Genomic DNA, 20789 nt, shown 5'->3' on the forward strand with positions numbered 1-20789 from the left:
CGGTGGCCCGCGGATGCCGCAGCGTGAGCCGACCGGGACTAGCCGTCCAGCACCTCGGTCAGTTGCGGCACGATCTGCTTCTTGCGCGACACGACGCCCTTCCCGAAGGCATGACCGTCGACGACGGTGACACCCAGCGCCTGCTCGACGGCCGCGGCGGGTTCACCGACCACGAGCAGGTCGGAGTCGCAGGCGATGACGTCGGTGATCAGGAGTAGGTAGAGGTCGTAACCGGCGGCATCCTTCTCGGCGGTCATCGCGGCGAAGAACTCGTCGCGGCGGTCGAGGACCTCGGCGGAGTCGACCGTCGTGAGCTGCGAGACCCGGACCGTCTTGGGTCCCATCGCGAAGCTCTTGGAATCCCGGCGGATGATCGCCGACGCCGGTTCGTCACCGAGCGCGGTGCCCGCGCGGAGCAGTGCGTCGCCGTACTCGTCGACGTCGACGCCGGCGATCGCGGCGAGTTCCGCGGCGGCCGCCCGGTCGGCGTCGGTGCAGGTGGGGGAGTTGAACAGCAGGGTGTCGGAGATGATCGCCGACAGCATGATGCCGGCCTCCGGTCGGGGGATCTCGACTCCGTTCTCGGCGTACATCCGGGTGAGGATCGTGCACGTGCAGCCGACCGGCTCGATACGGACATACAGCGGTGCCGCGGTCTCGAAGTTGGCGACCCGATGGTGGTCGATGACCTTCAGCACGGTGACGTCGGTGACGTCGGCGACGCTCTGCTGGCGTTCGTTGTGGTCGACGAGCATCACGTCCGACGGCGCGGCGGTCTCGATCACCCGTGGCGCGTCGAGGCCGAAATGATCGAGCGCGAAGGCTGTTTCGAGACTCGGGTGACCCAGGGCCACCGCCTCGACGTCGCTGCCCAACGCGGCTTCGAGATGGGCGAGGCCGATCGCGGCCCCGATGGCATCGGTGTCGGGGTTGCGGTGTCCGAACACCAGGATCTTCGACATGGGGCCTCGGCTTCCTTCTCGACGGTGGCGCGCGTGCTCAGACTACGACGATCCGTACGGGTCGCGGGTGTCGTTCCCGGCGAGTACGGATGATCCTCGACGAGGTGCCGCCTGCGCCGTGGGGATCGTTCTAGATTGACCCCATGTCCACGACCGGGCGGCGACGCGTCATCCTGGTCGTCTGCTGTCTGAGCATGTTTCTCGTCGGTCTCGACATCTCCGCGGTGAACGTGGCGTTGCCGTCGATCGGCGCCGATCTCGGCGCCGCCCCGTCGCAGCTGCAGTGGGTGGTCGACTCCTACACGCTGGTCGTCGCGAGCCTGCTGATTCTCGGCGGCACCACCGGCGACCGACTGGGACGCAGACGCATCTTCCACGTCGGCGTCGTGGTCTTCGGAACCGGATCCGTGCTCTGCGCGTTGTCGCCGACGCCGGAGGTGCTCATCGGGGCTCGGGCCGTCCAGGCGGTCGGCGGATCGATGCTGAACCCGGTGGCCTTGTCGATCGTCACCACCGTGTTCACCGATCCGCAGGCGCGGGCCCGCGCGATCGGGTTGTGGGGGAGCGCCTTCGGGGCGAGCCTGGCGTTCGGCCCGGTCGTCGGCGGTGCGTTGGTGTCCGGCCTGGGGTGGCAGTCGATCTTCGTGCTCAACGTCCCGATCTGCATTCTCGCCGTCGTCCTGAGCGTGCGCTACGTCCCCGAATCGAGGGCGCCGCACGGTCGACGGACCGACGTGGTGGGTCAATTGCTGATCTTCTTGCTGCTGGCCACCCTGACGTTCGGGATCATCGAAGGGCACGTCCTGGGCTGGGCATCGCCCGTCATCGTCGGTTGTTTCGCGATCGCCGCGTCGTCGTCGCTGATCGTCGTCTGGTACGAGTCCCGACGCGACGAGCCGCTGGTGGATCCGCGATTCTTCGCCAGTGCGCCGTTCACCGTCGCGGTTGTCTGCGCGGTGATCGCATTCGCGGCCACCGGCGGCTTCCTCTTTCTCAACACCCTCTACCTTCAGGAAGTACGCGGGTTGACTCCGCTCGGGGCAGGTCTGATGTTGTTGCCGATGGCGGCCGCCTCCGCATGTTGCGCACCGATCTCGGGTCGCCTCGTGGCCACGCGCGGGACGAGGATGCCGCTGCTCGCGGGTGGACTCGGGCTGGCGGCCGGTGGGCTGCTGTTGCTCGCCGTCGGCCCCGGCACCGCTCTCGCCTACCTCGGCGCGGCCTATCTGGTGTTCGGTATCGGTTTCGGACTGGTCAATGCGCCCATCACCAATTCCGCGGTCTCGGGCATCCCGCGCACCCAGGCCGGGCTCGCCGCCGCGATGGCCTCCACCGGTCGTCAGGTCGGTACCGCGCTGGGGGTGGCGGTGTCGGGGGCCATCGCGTTCTCCGGAATGGCTGGAGCCGTGGCCGACGATCTGGCCGCCACCGCGCGTCCGTTCTGGGTGGTGGTGACGTTCTGCGGGGTGACCGTCGCGGTTCTCGCCTACTCGGCGACCGGCGCGTGGGCAGAACGAACCGCAGCGCGCACGCACGATGGTTTCGAGTCCCCGTCTGGCACCTGGACGGACTGAGATCCCCACCATCCGGCGACGCACTCGGCGATCCCGTCCGGGGTTCGTGTCCACCCGATATGCGTGGCAACGCCCCCGGTAGGACCGTCGGCGGCCCGGTGACACCATCGCGACATCGTCTCCCCATCGAACGCGGCGTCGTACGCGTTCGCGGCGCGGCCGGACACGATCTCGTCGTCGTGCAACCGGATCGACAACGTCGGCACCGAGATCCGGCCGTCGAGGGGGAACGGTGCCCGCCCGGTCAGAACCATCCGTGCCCACTCCCGCATCAGCGTGCGCGGTGTCGGGCCGCCGAAGCCGCGTCGGGGCCAGCGCCCGGCAACCGCCGAGACCGGGAAGACCGCCGCGGCCAGTACGGCCAACGGGACACCGCGCACGCCATAGTGACGGAAGTGCGGAATCGACGCGCCGATGGCGACGATCCCGTCGGGGGCGTGCTCACCCCGCGTCGCCACCATCGCGGCCAGTTGCGCGCCCAGACTGTGACCGATGACCAGGACCCCGGTCCCCGGTGTGGCGGCCCTGGCCGCGGCGACGCCGTCGGCCAGATCGGCCGCCTCGTCTGCGTAGGACCAGTCCGTGCGTCGCGACGGCGCCACGCCACCCTCGTCGAATCCTCGACGCGGAACGACCCTGACGTCGAAGCCGCGGGTCGTCAGCACCTCCGTGAGGCGCCGGTACACACGCGCCGGCACTCCCATCGCCGGCGAGACCAGCACCGTCGTGTGCAGTGCGCGAACCGGGTCGTTCTCGATGCGGATCATGTCCCCAACCTCTCAGCCCGATGCCGCCGGCACCACTACCCACCAGGTAGTCGTTTCAGGCAGCGCCTGAATGGTTAAGGAACAGCGATGGTCGATGCGAACGCGAAGGGAGCAACAGATGTCGGACGTGAGTGATTTCTCGGAGACCTGCCGGCGCGTGGCGGACGCCGCGATGGAGGCCGGAGTACGGATTGCGGTCGCGGAATCGCTGACCGGTGGAAACCTGGCGACGGAACTGAGCAAGGCGCCGAACGCGGGTACCTGGTTCCGCGGCGGCGTCGTCGCCTACCACAAGGACGTCAAGTTCAGTCTTCTCGAAGTCCCCGAGGGACCGGTGGTGAGCGAGACGGCGGCGCGGGCGATGGTCGCGACGACCGCCCGACTCTTCGACGCCGACCTCGTCGTCGCGGTGACCGGCGAGGCCGGACCCGAACCGGACGAGGCGGCACCGGGAACGGTGTGGTTCGGGTTGGATCACCGCGGCCGGGTCAGCGCCTCCCGTGAGGTGTTCGACGGCGAACCCGAGGAGGTCCTGGCCCGGACCATCGGACACTCGCTGGAGTTGATGGAGTCCTGCCTGCGGTCCTGACCGCCGGCCGACCGTTACCCCGGAGGTAGTCGTCCCGGCGCCGGTCGGGACCTACGATGACCCCATGACCGTCGAGGTGGGAAGCATGCTGCGGCAGTGGCGGTCTCGTCGCTCGCTGAGCCAGCTGGACCTCGCCTACGAGGTCGGTGTCTCACCGCGCCACCTCAGCTTCGTCGAAACCGGCCGGTCGCGGCCGAGTCCGGCACTCCTCGAAGCACTCTCCGAGCGCCTCGATGTGCCTCTGCGAGAACGCAACTCGCTGCTCCTCGCGGCGGGGCACGCGCCTCGCTACACCGAAGAGCCGCTCGACGCCGACGCCATGGCGCGCGTCCGGTCGTCGGTCCAGCGGTTGCTCGACGCCCACAACCCGAACATGGGGATGGCGCTCGACGGAACGTGGAACGTCGTCCTGGCCAACGACACCGCGGTCGCGCTCCTCGAACTGCTCCCGCGGGAGCTGCAGGCGGCTCCGGTCAATCTGTTCCGGGTGTCCCTGCATCCAGAGGGGTTCGCGCGGATGACGCACAACTTCGACGAATGGGCGACCTACCTGCTCGACCTGCTCCGCCGGATGACCCGGATCACCGGGGACCGACGTCTCGCCGACCTCGAGCGGGAGGTGTCGTCGTATCCCTCCGTCGCGGCACTGGACGGGCGCCTCGCGCGCGGGCGTGGCGCCCCCGGGGATCGGGCGGAGTTGCTGGTGCCGTTCCAGCTCGAGCTCGGCGATCAGGTGCTGTCGTTCTTCAGCACGCTCACCACCTTCGGGTCACCGCGCGACGTCACCCTCGACGAACTGACGATCGAGCTGTTCTACCCCGCCGACGAGCTCACCGAGCAGTGGGTTGCGATGATGCAGGGGTGACAGACACCGCCCGCCCGAGCCCGTCCGCCCTGAGCTCGTCCTCGTCGCCGAGTACGTTTGCCACCTCGCCGTCGGGTGCACGGCTGCCCGCCGCCGTGCTGTGGGACATGGACGGCACGCTGCTCGACTCCGAACCGATCTGGGACGTCGCGATGGCGGACCTGGCCGAGCGGCACGGCATCGTCATGTCGCCGCAACTCCGCGAATCCACCCTCGGCAACTCGCTGCCCGATGCGCTCGCGAAGGTCCACGACGCCGCCGGTCTATCCGCCACGGAGCGCAACCCCGACGCCGACGGCCGCTGGACCCTCGACCGGGTCGCCGAACTGTTCGCCGAGGATCTGCCATGGCGTCCCGGCGCACCGGAAGCGCTGGACCTGGTGGCCGGGGCGGGCATCCCGATGGTCCTGGTCACCAACACGGTCCGCGAGCTCACCGAGGTGGCGCTGGGGACGATCGGGCGGGGACGCTTCACCGCCACCGTCTGCGGGGACGAGGTCGCGGTGGGCAAACCCGCGCCCGACCCCTACCTGCGCGCCGCGCAACTCCTCGGGGTTCCGACGGCCGACTGCCTGGCCGTCGAGGACTCGCCGACCGGTGCTCAGGCGGCGTCGGCCGCGGGATGTCCGACGCTCGTCGTCGAGTCCGCGGCGCCGGTCGAACCCGGCCGGTTGCGGGTGTTCCGGACCTCACTGGTCGGATTGGATCTCGACGATGTCGCCGACGCATGGACCGGCGGTCTCGCGCGCATCGCGACATGCAAAAATGAGGAATCGTGAAGACTTTCGAGGAGCTGTTCGTCGAACTCAGCGACAAGGCGCAGAGCCGGCCCGAGGGTTCGGGTACCGTCGCCGCCCTCGACTCCGGTGTGCACACCCTGGGCAAGAAGATCATCGAAGAGGCGGGTGAGGTCTGGCTCGCCGCCGAGCACGAGTCCGACGAGTCGCTCGGCGAAGAGATCTCGCAGCTCGTCTATTGGCTGCAGGTGATGATGATCAAGCGGGGACTGACGCTGCAGGACGTGTACCGACATCTGTGACCGGCTGACCCGGTCCGGACCCACCTCCCGCACGACACAGTTCAGCTCCATCACCGCGCCCGCGGGCGCAACCCCACGAAAAGGACATCGAGATGCTGCGAGTGGCCGTACCCAACAAGGGTGCGCTCTCCGAATCCGCGTCGGCCATCCTCTCCGAGGCCGGCTACCGACGCCGGACCGACTCCAAGGACCTCACGGTCCTCGACAACAACAACGACGTCGAATTCTTCTTCCTGCGCCCCAAGGACATCGCGATCTACGTCGCCTCGGGCCGCCTCGACCTGGGCATCACCGGCCGCGACCTCGCCCGGGACTCCGGTGCCGAGGTCGGCGAGCAGCTCGCGATGGGCTTCGGCTCCTCGACCTTCCGATACGCGGCGCCCGCCGACCAGCAGTGGAGCGTGGCCGATCTCGCGGGCAAGCGCATCGCCACGTCCTACCCGAACCTCGTGCGTGAGGATCTGGCCGGGCACGGCATCACCGCCGACATCATCCGGCTCGACGGTGCGGTCGAGATCTCGATCCAGCTCGGGGTCGCCGACGCGATCGCCGACGTGGTCGGGTCCGGCCGCACGCTGCGTCAGCACGACCTGGTGGCCTTCGGCGAATCGCTGTGCGATTCCGAGGCGGTCCTCATCTCCCGTCGCGACGCCGACCTCACCAAGGCCGAGCGCCAGTTCGTCGCCCGGGTCCAGGGTGTGGTGTTCGGGCAGCAGTACGTGATGATCGACTACGACTGCCCCCGTTCGCTTCTCGACCGGGCGTCGGTGCTCACGCCGGGTCTCGAGTCGCCGACCGTTGCACCCATGGCCGACCCGGACTGGGTCGCCGTCCGCGCCATGGTGCCCCGCAAGGACCACCAGAACCTCATGGACGAGCTGTCCGAGCTCGGCGCGAAGGCGATCTTGGCGACCGACATCCGCTCCTGCCGGTTCTAGGCCACTCCGCTCCCTGAGCTAGTGACCATCCTTCTGCTCCGTGAGGTGCCATCCTTCTGCTCCCTGAGGTGCGAGGAGCGCAAGCGACGAGCCTCGAAGGGCCTGGTGAGACACGTAGCGCAGGCTCCGGCCACCTCAAGGGGGCAGCGCCGCGACTACCTCGCGGCGCTGAGCATCACCGTCTGGGCCGACCGGCCGATGTGCCCGGAGGCGTCGTAGAGGTCGGCGAACGTGCTGCCGAACCCGTCCGGACCGGCGATCATGTGGGCGTCGATGCCCACCCACGGTCCGCTCGGGACACGCGTCAGATGCACGGTGGTGTCGGTGTTCATCCAGGTCCAGCGGTTCGGGCGGAGCCTGGTACCCAGTCCGTTGGCGACGTCGATGACGGTGAACATCGACTCCAGATCCTGGGTCACCTCGTCGGCGACGAGCGGGATCGCCGGACGCAGCCATACCGCGGGCGTGGCGCCGTTGCGTCCCTCGACCCTGATCGACTCGATGGTGCCGATGAACCCCAGCGTGCCCCAGTCGACCGCCTCACCGTTGTCGTCAGTGAAGCCGATGGCAGCCTTCGTCTCGTCGGGTCCGGGTTCCAGGGGAGCGGGGCCGTTCGCGATCTCGGCGGTGTCGGCGACGCGTAGTCGCCACCCGACCGAGCGTGCGGCGGCGCGAAAGGTCCCGTCGGCCTGCTGCACCTGCAGCTCGGTCTCGACCAGGCTGATCTGGCGGCCGGGCCGGATCACCCGGGCGGCAATCCGGTTGACGCCCAGCCCGACCGGGCCGAGGATCTCGGTGGTCACGCGCGTGAAGTGCTGGGCCGGATCCGGTTCACAGCGCAGCAACGATCGCATCATGAGGGCCGACGGCGGGCCGCCGTGCTGCATGGTCGGCGACCAGACGCTCAGGGTCGCGTCGGTCGGACGGAAGTACTCGAAGTCGTCGGAGTCCGATCTCGCGTGCTCCGGCGGGGCGTCGATGGGTTCGTAGTACGAGCTTTCCACCCGAGTCACTCTATGACTGCCGACATAGTCGGTGTCTGCGGGGGCGTCCGGGGTGCGGGCCGGCTCAGGCGACGAAGCCTGCCGGGGGACCGGGGTAGGGCGGGATCTCGCCCCCGAACTCCGGGCAGCGGGCGTGGTGTTCGCAGAATTTGCACAGCCACGATCTCTTCGGCCGGAAGTCACCCGAGGCCACGGCTGCGCGGATCGCCTGCCAGATCGCACGCAGGGTGCGCTCGAAACGGAGTAGTTCGTCGTGGTCCGGGCGATAGATCAGCTGCTGTCCGTCGGAGAGGTACATCAGCTGCAACCGAGCGGGTACCACCCCGCGGGTGCGCAGGATCGCGAGTGCATAGAACTTCATCTGGAACAGCGCCTTGGCCTCGTAGGCCTCGCCCGGGGACCGCCCGGTCTTGTAGTCGACGACCCGGATCTCACCGGTCGGAGCGACGTCGATGCGGTCGATGAACCCCCGCATCAGCATGTCGTCGGCGTCGATCTCGACGTGTTCCTCCACCGCGTCGGCATCGAAGGCGGTGGGGTTCTCCATCGTGTAGTAGGTGGCGATGAGCTTGTACGCGCCGGCGAGGAACGCCTCCTGACCACCGTCGCCGATGACCTTCGCGAGCTCCGGATCGCCCTCGCACAATGCTGCCCAGGCGCCCTCGACCAGCAGCTCGGCCGAATCCTGGGTACGGAGTTCGGCGGGCAGGTCGAACAGGTTCTCCAGCGCCGCGTGAACCACGGTGCCCCTGGTCTGGGCGGCGGTGGGTGTCTCCGGGAAGCGGTCGATCGCGCGGTATCGATAGAGCAGCGGGCACTGCTTGAAGTCCGCGGCGCGAGACGGGGACAGGGCGAGCGGACGCCCGACGATCCCGCGGCCGTCGGTGACATGGACATCCGGGCCATGGAACTCCGGGCCAACCGAATCCGAGCCGGGGGTGTCCGGCACCGATGGTGGGGTCGTGCTCGTGGAGGGGTCCCCGATTCCGGTCATCGTGCTCACCCTTCGCAGGGTAGGCCCCGGTCCCGACAGGACTCGCCCGGACACTCGGGTTGTCGGCACTCGAGTCGACGACCACGTGCTGGGCAGAAGCAGACACGAGGCAGGGCGGCCACCGTCGTCGGGTAACGTCCACACGGCCCATGAACGCCCCGAGCTGTGTCGCCGGGGCGTTCGGACTTTTCACGAGAGGAAGCACCAGTGCCCACCACCGGACCGTTCGTCGTCGGCGACCGGGTTCAGCTGACCGATGCGAAGGGGCGCAAGTTCACGGTGCTGCTCGAGGAGGGCAAGCAGTTCCACACCCACCGTGGCGGGATCGCTCACAACGACCTGATCGGTGCGCCCGAGGGGAGCATCGTCTCGGCGACGAGCGGCACCCAGTACCTCGCGCTGCGCCCACTGCTCGTCGACTACGTGTTGTCGATGCCCCGCGGTGCCCAGGTCATCTATCCCAAGGACGCCGCCCAGATCGTCCTGGAGGGCGACATCTTCCCCGGTGCTCGAGTCCTGGAGGCCGGTGCCGGGTCGGGCGCGCTCACCTGCTCACTGCTCCGGGCGGTCGGCGCCGACGGGCAGGTCGTCTCGTACGAGATCCGCGACGATCATGCCGAACACGCCATCCGCAACGTGGAGACATTCTTCGGCGGCCGCCCGGACAACTGGCACATCACCGTCGACGATCTCGCCAATGTCGACCCCGAAGAGCGTTTCGACCGCATCGTCCTGGACATGCTGGCGCCGTGGGACCTCGTCGAGGTGGTGCGCACGATATTGAAACCAGGCGGAGTGTTGACCGTGTACGTGGCCACCGTCACCCAGCTGTCGCGGGTGATCGAGGCCCTGCGTGAGCAGGGGTGCTGGACCGAGCCCCGGGCGTGGGAGACGCTTCTGCGCGAGTGGAGTGCCGTGGGACTCGCGGTGCGACCCGAGCACAAAATGCAAGGCCACACGGCCTTTCTGATCACGGCCCGGCGCCTGGCCGACGGAACGACCACGCTCCGGCCGCAGCGCCGCCCGAGCAAGGGCTGATCCCGGCTCGCGTCGCGGTGAAACATCGCGAATACGTTGCGAAGACGCACATTTAACACACCGTCAACACCGGCGATTGCGCGGCAGACGGCGATTCCGCGTCGCGGCCGGTAGCGTAGGGATACGGCGCGAGCATTCCGATCGAGGGATCGGGTGATTGCCGGCGAGAGGAGTCAGCAATGACCGAACCTGACCGCCACGACGCACTGGGGGACCGCGCGGTTCCCGAGAGCGCCAGTGCATCCGACGAGGGCTTCGTCCCCGCATACACTCCGCCCCCGCCGCGGAGCGGCACAGAGTCGCGGAGCGGCGCAGCCGGCCGGGCCGGGGACCTCCAGGAGCGTGTGGACAGCCTCACCGCGCGCAACGCGAAGCTGCTCGACACCCTCAAGGAAGCCCGACAGCAACTCGTCGCCCTGCGTGAGGAGGTCGACCGACTCGGTCAGCCGCCGAGCGGCTACGGCGTCCTGCTGGACGTGCATCCCGACGCCACGGTCGACGTGTTCACCTCCGGCCGCAAGATGCGGCTCACCTGTTCGCCCAACATCGACACCGACACGCTGACCAAGGGGCAGACCCTGCGCCTGAACGAGGCGCTGACCATCGTCGAGGCCTGCGAGTTCGACACCGTCGGCGAGATCAGCACGCTGCGCGAGGTGCTCGGCGACGGCAGGCGCGCCCTCGTCGTCGGTCATGCCGACGAGGAGCGCGTGGTCTGGCTGGCCGAACCGCTCCTCGGGGACGTCGACGGTGAGGACGGCAAGCGCCGCAAGTTGCGCCCCGGCGACTCGCTGCTCATCGACACCAAGGCCGGCTTCGCCTTCGAACGGGTGCCCAAGGCCGAGGTCGAAGATCTCGTCCTCGAAGAAGTCCCCGACGTCGGATACGAGGACATCGGCGGCCTGGGTCGCCAGATCGAGCAGATCCGCGACGCCGTCGAACTCCCGTTCCTGCACAAGGACTTGTTCCGCGACTACCAGCTGCGTCCCCCGAAGGGCGTCCTGCTCTACGGTCCGCCCGGTTGTGGCAAGACGCTCATCGCCAAGGCCGTGGCCAACTCCCTGGCGAAGAAGATCGCGCAGGTGCGCGGCGACGACGCCAAGGAAGCGAAGTCGTACTTCCTCAACATCAAGGGCCCGGAGCTGCTGAACAAGTTCGTCGGTGAGACCGAGCGTCACATCCGGCTGATCTTCCAGCGGGCGCGGGAGAAGGCTTCCGAGGGAACGCCGGTCATCGTCTTCTTCGACGAGATGGATTCGATCTTCCGTACCCGCGGTTCGGGCGTCTCATCCGATGTCGAGACCACTGTGGTCCCGCAGTTGCTCAGCGAGATCGACGGCGTGGAGGGACTCGAGAACGTCATAGTGATCGGTGCGTCGAACCGCGAGGACATGATCGACCCCGCGATCCTGCGTCCGGGTCGTCTCGACGTGAAGATCAAGATCGAACGTCCCGACGCGGAGTCGGCGATCGACATCTTCTCCAAGTACCTCACCGAGGAACTGCCCATCCACGCCGACGACATCGGCGAGTTCGGCGGCGATCGCACGGCGTGCGTCAACGCGATGATCGAGAAGGTCGTCGAGCGGATGTACGCCGAGAGCGAGGACAACCGGTTCCTCGAGGTCACCTACGCCAACGGCGACAAAGAGATCATGTACTTCAAGGACTTCAACTCCGGCGCGATGATCCAGAACGTCGTCGACCGCGCCAAGAAGTACGCGATCAAGTCGCAGCTCGACACCGGCGCGCCGGGCCTGCGCGTGCAGCATCTCTTCGATTCGATCCTCGACGAGTTCGCGGAGAACGAGGACCTGCCCAACACGACGAACCCCGACGACTGGGCCCGGATCTCGGGCAAGAAGGGTGAGCGGATCGTCTACATCCGCACCCTGGTGACGGGTAAGAGTGCGGGTGCGAGTCGCGCGATCGACACCGAGACGAACACGGGCCAGTACCTGTAGCGAGAACAATGTTCTCCGAGCAGACAGCCGACTCCGAAGGGGTCGGCTGTCTGCTCGACAGAACCGCGTGAACAGCGCCTTCAGGCACTAGAGTTGTCGGCGATGAACAGCACATCGATGGCGCGTGGGCGAGTGATCGTCGACGGTGGGGCGCCGCATCCACTGGGCGATTCCCAGCGCATCACCCTGGGGCGTGAGCCCGACAACGACATCGTGATCAACCATCCGATGGTGTCGCGTCGGCATCTCGCCATCGAATGGCGCGGGGCGGCCTGGTGCCTGGTCGACATCGGCAGCACGAACGGCTTCTTCGTCAACGGTCAGCGGATGGCCGAGTTCATGGTTCCCGGCTCGATGCAGGTGCGCCTCGGTGACGTGAGCACCGGACCTGTCGTCGATCTCGTGGTCGACACGCCCGTACCCGGTGGCCGGGCACCGTCGGGCGGGCCCGGTCGTGGCATGCCGTCCCGGCCGGTTCCGCCGGTCTCGCGTCCGATGTACCCGGGCCACCCGCCGTCGGGTCCGCGCTCGGCCGGTTTTCCCGACGTGGGAGTCCCGGCCTCCGGTCAGATGCCGGCGCGAGCGCCGAGCGGATACGGCCGGCCCGGCGACCGCGCGGGGAGCGGAGCGAGCGGGCGACAATTCGGCGGCGTGGATCCGATGCCGCAGGAAGTGCTGAACGCGCCGCATCTGCAAGCGCTGCAGCAGAACGTGTCCGCGGTCTACCGGCTGCCCGGTGCGCCGACGCCGCCGGAGCGCGAATCGATCTCGCTGCGCGGGGTCCAGCGGATCGGACGCACTCCCGACAACGACATCGTCGTCAGCGATGTGCTCGCGTCGCGGCATCACGCGCAGGTGTCGAGCCGTGGCCCCGCCCTCGTGATCGAGGATCTGGGCAGTGTGAACGGCACCTTCGTCAACGGGCGGCGGGTGTCGAGTTCGCCCCTGACCGACGGCGATGTCGTCACGATCGGCAACAGCGACTTCGTGGTGTCCCGCGGCACCCTGATGCGCGGCCAGGAGAGCGCCGCGGTCGCCGACGGCCTCCACGTCCACGGGGTCAGCCTCATCGTCGACGGCGGGAAGCGTCTGCTGGCCGACGTCGACTTCAGCGCCAGTCCCGGCACCTTGACGGCGGTGATCGGTCCCTCCGGTGCGGGCAAGTCGACGGTGTCGAAGATCGCGGCCGGACTCAATTCGCCGACCAGCGGTCTGGTCACCTTCGAGAGCCGCAACGTCCACGCCGAATACGACGCGCTGCGCACCCGCATCGGAATGGTGCCGCAGAAGGACGTCCTGCACCACAAGCTCACGCTGCGGCAGGCATTGCGGTACGCGGCCGAACTGCGGCTGCCGCCCGACCTCTCGAAGGCCGACCGGGACCGGGTCATCGACGGGGTGCTCAGCGAGCTGCAGCTGACCGAGCACGTCGACACCCGGGTGGAGAAGCTGTCCGGCGGACAGCAGAAGCGCGCGTCGGTGGCGATGGAATTGCTGACGGGCCCGTCGCTGCTCATCCTCGACGAGCCGACCTCGGGCCTCGACCCCGCGCTCGACCGTCAGGTGATGGCCACACTCCGACGCCTCGCCGACGCCGGACGCGTGGTGCTCGTGGTCACGCACTCGCTCACCTACCTGTCCATGTGCGATCAGGTGCTGCTGCTCGCACCCGGCGGCAAGACGTCGTTCTGTGGTCCGCCCGGGCAGGTCGAGGGCGAGATGGGTACCTCAGACTGGGCCGAGATCTTCGCCTACGTCGCCGATCAGCCGGACACCGCGCACATGCGGTATCTGGACCGGCACCGCCGGGCACCCAATCCACCGCCGCCACAGCGACCGCCCGGACCACCGATACCGGTGCCCCACACGAGCTTCCCCCGCCAGTCGTCGACCATTGCCCGACGGCAGGTCCGGCTGATCTTCGCCGATGTCGGCTATCTGGTCTTCCTCGTGTTGCTGCCCGTCGTGCTCGGCCTGCTCACCCTGGTGATCCCGGGCTCGAGCGGATTCGCCCGACTCGAGGTGATCCCCAACGCGCCGCCGCCCAAGGACGGCGCCGAGGCGATCCAGATCCTGGTCGTGCTGGTCGTCGGCGCCGCCTTCATGGGAGCGGCTCTGACCGTGCGTGACCTGGTCGGCGAGCGCGACATCTTCGAACGCGAACGCGCGGTGGGATTGCGTCCCGGCGCATACCTGTTCGCGAAGATCGTCGTGTTCTTCGTCGCCGCCGTCCTGCAGACGATCATCATGGTCGGCATCACCTTCGCCGGCCGCGGACTGCCCGACTTCGGCGGACCGGTACTTCCGCCGCCGCTCGCGTTGCTCGTCGCGGTCGCCGTTCTCGCCTGTGTGAGCACGCTCGTCGGACTGGCCATCTCGTCGGCGGTCAAGTCCAACGAGCAGGTCATGCCGCCACTGGTCATCGTCGTGATGGTCCAGTTGGTGTTCTGCGGCGGCCTGTTCAAACTCGACGGCGTCGGACTCGAACAGCTGTCGTGGATCTTCCCGTCCTTCTGGGGTTATGTGGCCGCAGCCGGGAGCGTCGATCTCTACAGCATCAACGTCGCCGCCCCACAGCGCATCACGCTGTGGGAGACGTCGATCGCCCACAGCGCGCTGGCGTACGGAGTGCTCGCGGTGATCAGCGCGTTGTTGCTCGCCTTCACTTACTCCCGTCTGCGGTTGAAGAAGCGCTGACGCGCGGCCAGGCGGCGTGCGCTCACCCGGCCGTCGTCGGGAAGCGCACGAAGCCGAGTTCGGACTCCGACGACAGCTGCGGATGGCGCGGTAGCACCCGGACGGTGTAACCGAGATGACCGGAAGCCGACGGTGGCACCAGCGAGCTGAACACCACCCGGCCGGACGCGTCGCGGTCGGGTTCGGGCGTCATGTCGGTGACCATCGGATTCAGGATGTCGCCGTCGTCGCCCACCCGGCCGAGCACGACCTGGACGGCGACCGACCCGGGCTCCAGATCTCCGAGAGCGACGTGAGCCGTCACATGCAGGCCGTCGGCGCGCCTCTCGTCCTCTATCCCGGCGACGAGCACCGCCGACCACCCGGTCTCCAGCGTCCGGCGGTAGGCCGCGAGGTCTCGCGCACCCGCGTAGGAGTCGGCGCACACGGATTCGAATGACCGCGCAGCGGGGCAGTAGAGCTCGGTGGTGTAGTCGCGGACCATGCGGGAGGCGAGTACCTGCGGGCCGAGCCGGGTGAGTGTGTGACGCATCATCTCCACCCACCGGCGCGGCACACCGGTGTCGTCCCGGCGGTAGAACAGTGGGATCACCGTCTCCTCGAGGAGCGTGTACAGCGCCTGCGCCTCGAGATCGTCGCGACGGTGTTCGTCGGTGATGCCCTCGGCCGACGGGATGGCCCAGCCGTTGTCGCCGTCGGCCATCTCGTCCCACCAGCCGTCGAGGATCGACAGGTTGAGTCCGCCGTTGAGCGCCGACTTCATCCCCGACGTTCCACAGGCCTCCATCGGCCGCACCGGATTGTTCAGCCACACATCGCACCCCGCGTAGATGTGACGCGCCATCGAGATGTCGTAGTCGGGGAGGAACACGATGCGGTCGCGCAGTTCCGGATCCTCGGTGAATCGCACAACCTGCTGGATCAACGACTTGCCGCCCTCGTCGGCGGGATGTGCCTTGCCCGCGATGACGAGCTGTACCGGACGTTCGGGGTCGGTGAGGATGGCACGCATGCGTTCGGGATCGCGGAGCATCAGCGTCAGGCGTTTGTAGGTGGCTGCTCGCCGGGCGAACCCGATCGTCAGCACATGCGGGTCGAACAGATCGGCGGTCCAGCTCAGTTCGGCGTCGGTGAAGCCTCGCTCGAGGCCGCTCGTGAACGCGCGCCGCCGCACCTCGTCGACGAGTCCGGCACGCAACTCCTCGTGCGTTCGCCAGATGGTCTCGTCGGACAGGTCCGCGTACACCTCGGGCGCCGAATCCTCGTCCCCGCCGGCGAAGTCGCGCCACTCCGGGGCCACCCAGGTCGGTCCGTGCACCCCGTTGGTGACCGCACCGATGGGGACCTCGGCAGCGTCGAAACCCGGCCACAGGTCGGCGAACATCTCGCGGCTCACGGCGCCATGCAGTTGGGAGACGCCGTTGCTGCGCTGACCGAGCCGGAAGCCCATGTGCGCCATGTTGAAGACACCCGGGTCCGCCTCGTCGCCCAGCTCGGCGATGGTCGCCGCGGCCAGCCCCGGTAGCAGCCGGGACATCCCGTCGTCGTCGGCGTCGAGATATCGGGCGACGAGGTCGGCGGGGAAGCGGTCGATCCCGGCCGGAACCGGGGTGTGGGTCGTGAAGACGTTCGACGCGCGGACGACGGCCTCCGCGGTGTCGAAGTCGAGGCCCCCCGCGACGAGTTCGCGGATGCGTTCCACGCCGAGAAATCCGGCATGTCCCTCGTTCATGTGGAACACCGTCGGCTCGGGGCGGTCGGTGATGCGCACGTATTCGCGCAGCGCGCGGACGCCGCCGATGCCGAGCAGGATCTCCTGCGCGATCCGGTGCTCCTGGTCGCCGCCGTAGAGCCGGTCGGTCACCGCGCGCAGAGCGGCGCCGTCGGGCTGATCGTCGTTGCGGGCGATGTCGGAGTCGAGGAGCAGCAACGGGATTCGTCCCACGGTCGCGATCCACACCTGCGCCGACAGGGTCGCACCGCCGGGCATCGCGACCTCGATGATCACCGGGTCGGCGTCATCGCCGGGGGTCGAGCCGCCTGTCGTCGTGTCGGCGGCACCTCGGTCGAGAAGCGTGAGGGGGAGCTCCTCGGGATCGTTCACGGGATACCGTTCGATCTGCCAACCGTCGTGGTCGAGGCCCTGGCGGAAGTATCCGGAGCGGTACAGCAAACCGACACCGATAAGCGGCAACCCGAGGTCGGAGGCCGCCTTCAGGTGATCGCCGGCGAGGATGCCCAGGCCACCGGAATAGATTGGCAGGACCTCGGAGACGCCGAACTCCATGGAGAAGTACGCGATTCCGGGCGGCACCACCCGGTCGTGCCCCGAACCGTCCTGCCCCGAACCGTCCTGCCCCGGCGAGTCCGCCGCGTACCGCTGGAACCACTGCGGTGCGTCGAGATACTGCCGGAGGTCGGCGTACGCATCGGCCACCCGCGCCACGAAGTCCTCGTCGGTGGCCAGTTCGGCGAGTCGCGCGGGGTCGGCGTCGGCGAGGACCCGCAGCGGATCGCCGGTCGACGTCCACAGGTTCGGGTCGATCGTGGCGAACAGGTCCTGGGTGGGGATGTGCCAGGCCCAGCGCAGGTTGTGCGCCAGCGGCGCAAGGTCCGCGATCGGACCGGGGAGCGGGACTCGAACGGTGAACCGGCGGAATGCTTTCACGGCGTCGACCGTACTCAGCACGTGCGCTGGTTGCGACCGGTGGCGAGTGAACATCTACCCTCGAAGGATGCAGCGAATCATCGGGACCGAGGTCGAGTACGGAATCTCCGCGCCAGGCGACCCGACCGCGAACCCGATCATGACGTCCACGCAGGCGGTTCTCGCCTACGCCGCGGCGGCCGGTGTGCCGCGCGCGAAGCGGACACGCTGGGACTACGAGGTGGAGTCACCCCTCCGCGACGCCCGGGGCTTCGACCTGGGACGTGGGTCCGGACCCGCCCCGATCATCGATGCCGACGAGATCGGCGCGGCGAACATGATCCTCACCAACGGCGCCCGGCTCTACGTCGACCACGCCCATCCCGAGTACTCCGCCCCCGAGGTCACCGACCCGTTGGACGCGGTCATCTGGGACAAGGCGGGCGAGCGCGTGATGGAGGCCGCCGCCCGGCATGTGGCGAGCGTCCCGGGCGCCCCGAAGCTGCAGCTGTACAAGAACAACATCGACGGCAAGGGCGCGTCCTACGGCACCCACGAGAACTACCTCATGGCACGGGAGACGCCGTTCACCGCGATCATCGCGGGGCTCACGACGTTCTTCGCCTCGCGGCAGGTGATCACAGGTTCGGGACGCGTCGGCATCGGACAGTCCGGCGACGATGCCGGTTACCAGCTGTCGCAGCGGTCGGATTACATCGAGGTCGAGGTCGGACTCGAGACCACCCTCAAGCGCGGCATCATCAACACCCGCGACGAGCCGCACGCCGACCCCGAGCGCTACCGGCGCCTGCACGTCATCATCGGTGACGCCAACCTCGCCGAGACCTCGACCTACCTCAAGGTCGGGACCACCGCGCTCGTCCTCGACCTCATCGAGGCCGGCGTCGACTTCTCCGACATCGAGCTCGCCCGGCCGGTACAGGCCGTGCACACCATCAGTCACGACCCCTCGCTCACGGCAACGGTCGCCCTGACCAACGGGCGCGAACTCACCGGACTGGCCCTGCAGCGGGAGTACCTGGAGCGCTGCCAGAAGTTCCACGACCAGGAGCACTCCGACGACCAGCGCGCCGCGCACGTCCTGCAGACATGGGCGGATGTGCTCGACCGCCTCGAGCGTGATCCGATGGAATGCGCCGACATCCTCGACTGGCCCGCGAAGCTGCGCATCCTCGAGGGCTTCCGTCAGCGCGAGAACCTGTCGTGGTCCGCGCCCCGACTCCAGCTCATCGACCTGCAGTATTCCGACGTCCGGCTGGACAAGGGGCTGTACAACCGGCTCGTCGCGCGCGGGTCGATGAAGCGACTGGTCGACGAGAACGACGTACTCGCCGCGATCAGCGAACCACCCCGCGACACGCGGGCCTACTTCCGCGGCGAGTGCCTGCGCCGGTTCGGCGCCGACGTCGCGGCCGCGAGCTGGGACTCGGTCATCTTCGACCTCGGCGGGGACTCGCTGGTCCGGATCCCCACACTCGAGCCGCTGCGCGGTACCGCGGCGCACGTCGGCAAGCTCCTCGACTCGGTCGACTCGGCCGCCGAACTGGTGGATCAGCTCACCACCTGACATGCCGCGGCACCCCGCGCCCATCTCCGATGTGCATGTGCTTCGTTCCGCCACACTTGTCGTCCCCACAGGTAGTGTGGGAGCACACGATTCCGCAGGGTCGAGACACGAGGGATCACCGTCGCGGCAGCGACACCGGATCACGTCGCGGCAGTGACACCGGATCAGTCGCGGCAGCGACACCGGATCACCGCCGCGACAGCGACACCCGATCCCGACTCCCTCGACCGCGGTAGCCCGCCAAGGGGCGATCGGTTTCAAGGAGGCAGCAGATGGCGCAGGAACAGACCAAGCGCGGTGGCGGCGGCGACGACGAGGGCGTGGGCCCCGATTCGGGCGCCGGACAGGAACGTCGCGAGAAGCTGGCCGAGGACACCGACGACCTGCTCGACGAGATCGACGACGTGCTTGAGGAGAACGCCGAGGACTTCGTGCGCGCCTACGTTCAGAAGGGCGGCCAGTGAGCGACAGGTTCGGTTCACTGCCCCCGCTGTCCCCGTTCCGCCCCGGTTCCTACTCCGGCGCCGACATCTCGTCGTTCACCGAATTCCTCCGGACGCATGCGCCGGAGCAGCTACCTCAGGCCCAGGTCGACCGGGTGGGGTCGTTCGCCGGTGGCGCTGACGGTGCCGGTGACATCCCGCACGGCACGACGATCGTGGCCGTGTCCTACCCGGGCGGGGTCGTGCTCGCCGGTGACCGCCGGGCGACGATGGGCAATCTCATCGCCACCCGCGACGTCAAGAAGGTCTACATCACCGACGAGTACTCGGCGGCCGGCATCGCCGGCACCGCGGGGATCGCGATCGAGATGGTGCGGTTGTTCACCGTCGAGCTCGAGCACTACGAGAAGATCGAGGGCGTCCCGCTGACCCTGGACGGCAAGGTCAGTCGTCTGGCGTCGATGGTGCGGGGCAATCTCGGCGCGGCTCTGCAGGGTCTCGCGGCCATCCCGTTGCTCGTCGGCTACGACATCGATCACGACGATCCGACCGAGCGCGGACGCATCTTCAGCTTCGACGTGGCGGGGGACCGACACGAGGAGTTCGGCGGGTACACGGCCATCGGTTCCGGGTCGGTGTTCGCCAAGTCATCGCTGAAGAAGCTCTACCGGCCCGATCTGAGCGCCGACGAGGCCCTCGCGATCGCCGTCGAATCGCTCTACGACGCCGCCGACGACGACTCGGCGACCGGCGGACCCGACCTGGTCCGCAAGATCTTCCCGATGGCCGCGATCGTCGGAGCCGACGGGGCCCGGGAGGTGGACGCGACCGACATCGAGGCGGCGGCGCGCGCCGTCATCGAACGCCGCAGTGCCGAGCACGACGGGAGTGCCCGATGACCTTCCCGTATTACGCCAGCGCCGAGCAGATCATGCGCGATCGCTCCGAGCTCGCCCGCAAGGGCATCGCCCGGGGTCGCAGCGTCGTGATCCTCACCTTCGCCGACGGCGTGCTGTTCGTCGCCGAGAACCCGTCGAACACGCTTCGCAAGACCAGCGAGATCTACGACCGGATCGGCTTCGCGGCCGTGGGCAAGTACAACGAGTTCGAGAGCCTGCGCAAGGCCGGCATCCAGATCGCCGACATGCGCGGTTACAGCTACGACCGGGCTGACGTGTCCGGGCTGTCGCTGGCCAACACCTACGCGAACGCACTGGGCAGTGTCTTCACCGAGCAGGCCAAGCCGTTCGAGGTGGAGCTGTGCGTCGCCGAGGTCGCCCGACCGGGTAAGCCGAGGCGGTCGCAGCTGTACCGGATCTCGTACGACGGGTCGATCACCGACGAGACCCGTTTCCTTGTGATGGGTGGGACGACCGAACCCATCGCGGCGGCGCTGAAGGAGAGCTACGAGCCCGATCTGGAACTCGGACGTGCGATCGGTGTCGCGGTCGACGCGCTGACGGCTCCGGCCGACAACGGCAGCGGCGCCCCGACCGAACGGCGAGTGCTGTCCGCGGGTGACCTCGAGGTCGCGGTCCTCGACCACAACCGTCCCCGGCGCGCGTTCCGGCGCCTGACGACGTCTGCGGTCGAAGGTCTGCTCCCCGCCTCGAGTACACCGCCGGAGTCCGACGAAGCCCCTGGTGAGACGCCGTCCACCTGAACAGTGACGAGAACGCC

18 protein-coding genes are annotated in these 20789 nt (G+C 68.4%); 13 read left to right on the forward strand and 5 right to left on the reverse strand.

Annotated elements, in window-relative coordinates; genetic code table 11:
• Nucleotides 1-38: 38 nt before the first annotated feature.
• Nucleotides 39-962 (reverse strand): manganese-dependent inorganic pyrophosphatase, encoded by a 924-nt coding sequence (locus ACFW3F_RS03440; RefSeq protein WP_388054332.1) that lies wholly within the window; start codon nt 960-962, stop codon nt 39-41.
• A gap of 143 nt (nt 963-1105) precedes the next feature.
• Here ACFW3F_RS03440 and ACFW3F_RS03445 point away from each other — a divergent pair, with 143 nt between their 5' ends.
• On the forward strand, nt 1106-2536 hold the full coding sequence (locus ACFW3F_RS03445) for an MFS transporter (protein ID WP_388054334.1): 1431 nt from the start codon (nt 1106-1108) through the stop codon (nt 2534-2536).
• On the opposite strand, the gene ACFW3F_RS03450 is transcribed toward ACFW3F_RS03445, so the two are convergent.
• Nucleotides 2449-3303: an alpha/beta fold hydrolase gene (locus ACFW3F_RS03450; RefSeq protein WP_388054336.1), complete on the reverse strand. Its 855-nt coding sequence runs from the start codon at nt 3301-3303 to the stop codon at nt 2449-2451. The genes ACFW3F_RS03445 and ACFW3F_RS03450 overlap by 88 nt on opposite strands.
• Nucleotides 3304-3421: 118 nt before the next feature.
• Between ACFW3F_RS03450 and ACFW3F_RS03455 the strand changes: the two genes are divergently transcribed.
• The 5 genes from ACFW3F_RS03455 (at nt 3422) to hisG (ending at nt 6734) form a co-directional block, all read left to right on the forward strand.
• Entirely contained in the window at nt 3422-3892 is a 471-nt protein-coding gene (locus tag ACFW3F_RS03455) for a CinA family protein (protein ID WP_388054338.1), read from the forward strand.
• A gap of 64 nt (nt 3893-3956) precedes the next feature.
• A complete protein-coding gene (locus tag ACFW3F_RS03460; RefSeq protein WP_388054340.1) occupies nt 3957-4757 on the forward strand; it encodes a helix-turn-helix domain-containing protein in 801 nt (266 codons plus the stop codon).
• Nucleotides 4758-4864: 107 nt separating this feature from the next.
• A complete protein-coding gene (locus ACFW3F_RS03465; RefSeq protein ID WP_388054554.1) occupies nt 4865-5536 on the forward strand; it encodes an HAD family hydrolase in 672 nt (223 codons plus the stop codon).
• Entirely contained in the window at nt 5533-5796 is a 264-nt protein-coding gene (locus ACFW3F_RS03470; protein WP_388054342.1) for a phosphoribosyl-ATP diphosphatase, read from the forward strand. The genes ACFW3F_RS03465 and ACFW3F_RS03470 overlap by 4 nt, the downstream gene beginning before the upstream one ends.
• A gap of 92 nt (nt 5797-5888) precedes the next feature.
• Entirely contained in the window at nt 5889-6734 is an 846-nt protein-coding gene (gene hisG / locus ACFW3F_RS03475; protein WP_388054344.1) for an ATP phosphoribosyltransferase, read from the forward strand.
• Nucleotides 6735-6889: 155 nt separating this feature from the next.
• Here the strand turns inward: hisG and ACFW3F_RS03480 are convergent, their stop codons facing one another.
• Together ACFW3F_RS03480 and ACFW3F_RS03485 are read right to left on the reverse strand one after the other, a co-directional pair.
• Nucleotides 6890-7738 carry a thioesterase family protein gene (locus tag ACFW3F_RS03480; RefSeq protein ID WP_388054346.1) on the reverse strand — a complete coding sequence of 283 codons (849 nt, stop codon included), beginning with the start codon at nt 7736-7738 and terminating at the stop codon, nt 6890-6892.
• A gap of 64 nt (nt 7739-7802) precedes the next feature.
• Entirely contained in the window at nt 7803-8732 is a 930-nt protein-coding gene (locus ACFW3F_RS03485; RefSeq protein ID WP_388054556.1) for a RecB family exonuclease, read from the reverse strand.
• A 207-nt stretch (nt 8733-8939) separates the two neighbouring features.
• On the opposite strand from ACFW3F_RS03485, the gene ACFW3F_RS03490 reads away from it, so the two are divergent.
• From ACFW3F_RS03490 to ACFW3F_RS03500, 3 genes are all read left to right on the forward strand, one after another.
• Nucleotides 8940-9770, forward strand: coding sequence for a tRNA (adenine-N1)-methyltransferase (locus ACFW3F_RS03490; RefSeq protein ID WP_388054348.1), 831 nt, complete (start codon nt 8940-8942; stop codon nt 9768-9770).
• Between the two features lie 179 nt (nt 9771-9949).
• Nucleotides 9950-11734 carry a proteasome ATPase gene (arc, locus tag ACFW3F_RS03495; protein ID WP_388054350.1) on the forward strand — a complete coding sequence of 595 codons (1785 nt, stop codon included), beginning with the start codon at nt 9950-9952 and terminating at the stop codon, nt 11732-11734.
• 117 nt (nt 11735-11851) lie between these two features.
• Entirely contained in the window at nt 11852-14431 is a 2580-nt protein-coding gene (locus ACFW3F_RS03500; protein WP_388054558.1) for an FHA domain-containing protein, read from the forward strand.
• A 22-nt stretch (nt 14432-14453) separates the two neighbouring features.
• Here the strand turns inward: ACFW3F_RS03500 and glgP are convergent, their stop codons facing one another.
• Nucleotides 14454-17099, reverse strand: coding sequence for an alpha-glucan family phosphorylase (gene glgP, locus ACFW3F_RS03505; protein WP_388054352.1), 2646 nt, complete (start codon nt 17097-17099; stop codon nt 14454-14456).
• A gap of 67 nt (nt 17100-17166) precedes the next feature.
• On the opposite strand from glgP, the gene dop reads away from it, so the two are divergent.
• From dop to prcA, 4 genes are all read left to right on the forward strand, one after another.
• On the forward strand, nt 17167-18666 hold the full coding sequence (dop, locus tag ACFW3F_RS03510) for a depupylase/deamidase Dop (RefSeq protein ID WP_388054354.1): 1500 nt from the start codon (nt 17167-17169) through the stop codon (nt 18664-18666).
• A 272-nt stretch (nt 18667-18938) separates the two neighbouring features.
• Complete coding sequence (locus tag ACFW3F_RS03515; protein WP_004019064.1) at nt 18939-19130, forward strand: ubiquitin-like protein Pup; 192 nt, start codon at nt 18939-18941, stop codon at nt 19128-19130.
• Nucleotides 19127-20008, forward strand: a complete 882-nt coding sequence (gene prcB / locus ACFW3F_RS03520) for a proteasome subunit beta (RefSeq protein ID WP_388054356.1) — start codon at nt 19127-19129, stop codon at nt 20006-20008. The genes ACFW3F_RS03515 and prcB overlap by 4 nt, the downstream gene beginning before the upstream one ends.
• Nucleotides 20005-20772 (forward strand): proteasome subunit alpha, encoded by a 768-nt coding sequence (gene prcA, locus ACFW3F_RS03525; protein ID WP_388054358.1) that lies wholly within the window; start codon nt 20005-20007, stop codon nt 20770-20772. Before prcB ends, prcA begins: the two co-directional genes overlap by 4 nt.
• Nucleotides 20773-20789: the final 17 nt, after the last annotated feature.

It is taken from the genome of Gordonia sp. NPDC058843 (assembly GCF_042743165.1).
GTDB lineage: Bacteria > Actinomycetota > Actinomycetes > Mycobacteriales > Mycobacteriaceae > Gordonia.

Bases quoted from the DNA above. Each gene is read 5' to 3' on its own strand.
- ACFW3F_RS03440 (WP_388054332.1), bottom strand. From the start codon at position 962: ATGTCGAAGATCCTGGTGTTCGGACACCGCAACCCCGACACCGATGCC.
- ACFW3F_RS03445 (WP_388054334.1), top strand. From the start codon at position 1,106: ATGTCCACGACCGGGCGGCGACGCGTCATCCTGGTCGTCTGCTGTCTG.
- ACFW3F_RS03450 (WP_388054336.1), bottom strand. From the start codon at position 3,303: ATGATCCGCATCGAGAACGACCCGGTTCGCGCACTGCACACGACGGTG.
- ACFW3F_RS03455 (WP_388054338.1), top strand. From the start codon at position 3,422: ATGTCGGACGTGAGTGATTTCTCGGAGACCTGCCGGCGCGTGGCGGAC.
- ACFW3F_RS03460 (WP_388054340.1), top strand. From the start codon at position 3,957: ATGACCGTCGAGGTGGGAAGCATGCTGCGGCAGTGGCGGTCTCGTCGC.
- ACFW3F_RS03465 (WP_388054554.1), top strand. From the start codon at position 4,865: ATGGACGGCACGCTGCTCGACTCCGAACCGATCTGGGACGTCGCGATG.
- hisG (WP_388054344.1), top strand. From the start codon at position 5,889: ATGCTGCGAGTGGCCGTACCCAACAAGGGTGCGCTCTCCGAATCCGCG.
- ACFW3F_RS03485 (WP_388054556.1), bottom strand. From the start codon at position 8,732: ATGACCGGAATCGGGGACCCCTCCACGAGCACGACCCCACCATCGGTG.
- arc (WP_388054350.1), top strand. From the start codon at position 9,950: ATGACCGAACCTGACCGCCACGACGCACTGGGGGACCGCGCGGTTCCC.
- ACFW3F_RS03500 (WP_388054558.1), top strand. From the start codon at position 11,852: ATGGCGCGTGGGCGAGTGATCGTCGACGGTGGGGCGCCGCATCCACTG.
- dop (WP_388054354.1), top strand. From the start codon at position 17,167: ATGCAGCGAATCATCGGGACCGAGGTCGAGTACGGAATCTCCGCGCCA.
- ACFW3F_RS03515 (WP_004019064.1), top strand. From the start codon at position 18,939: ATGGCGCAGGAACAGACCAAGCGCGGTGGCGGCGGCGACGACGAGGGC.
- prcA (WP_388054358.1), top strand. From the start codon at position 20,005: ATGACCTTCCCGTATTACGCCAGCGCCGAGCAGATCATGCGCGATCGC.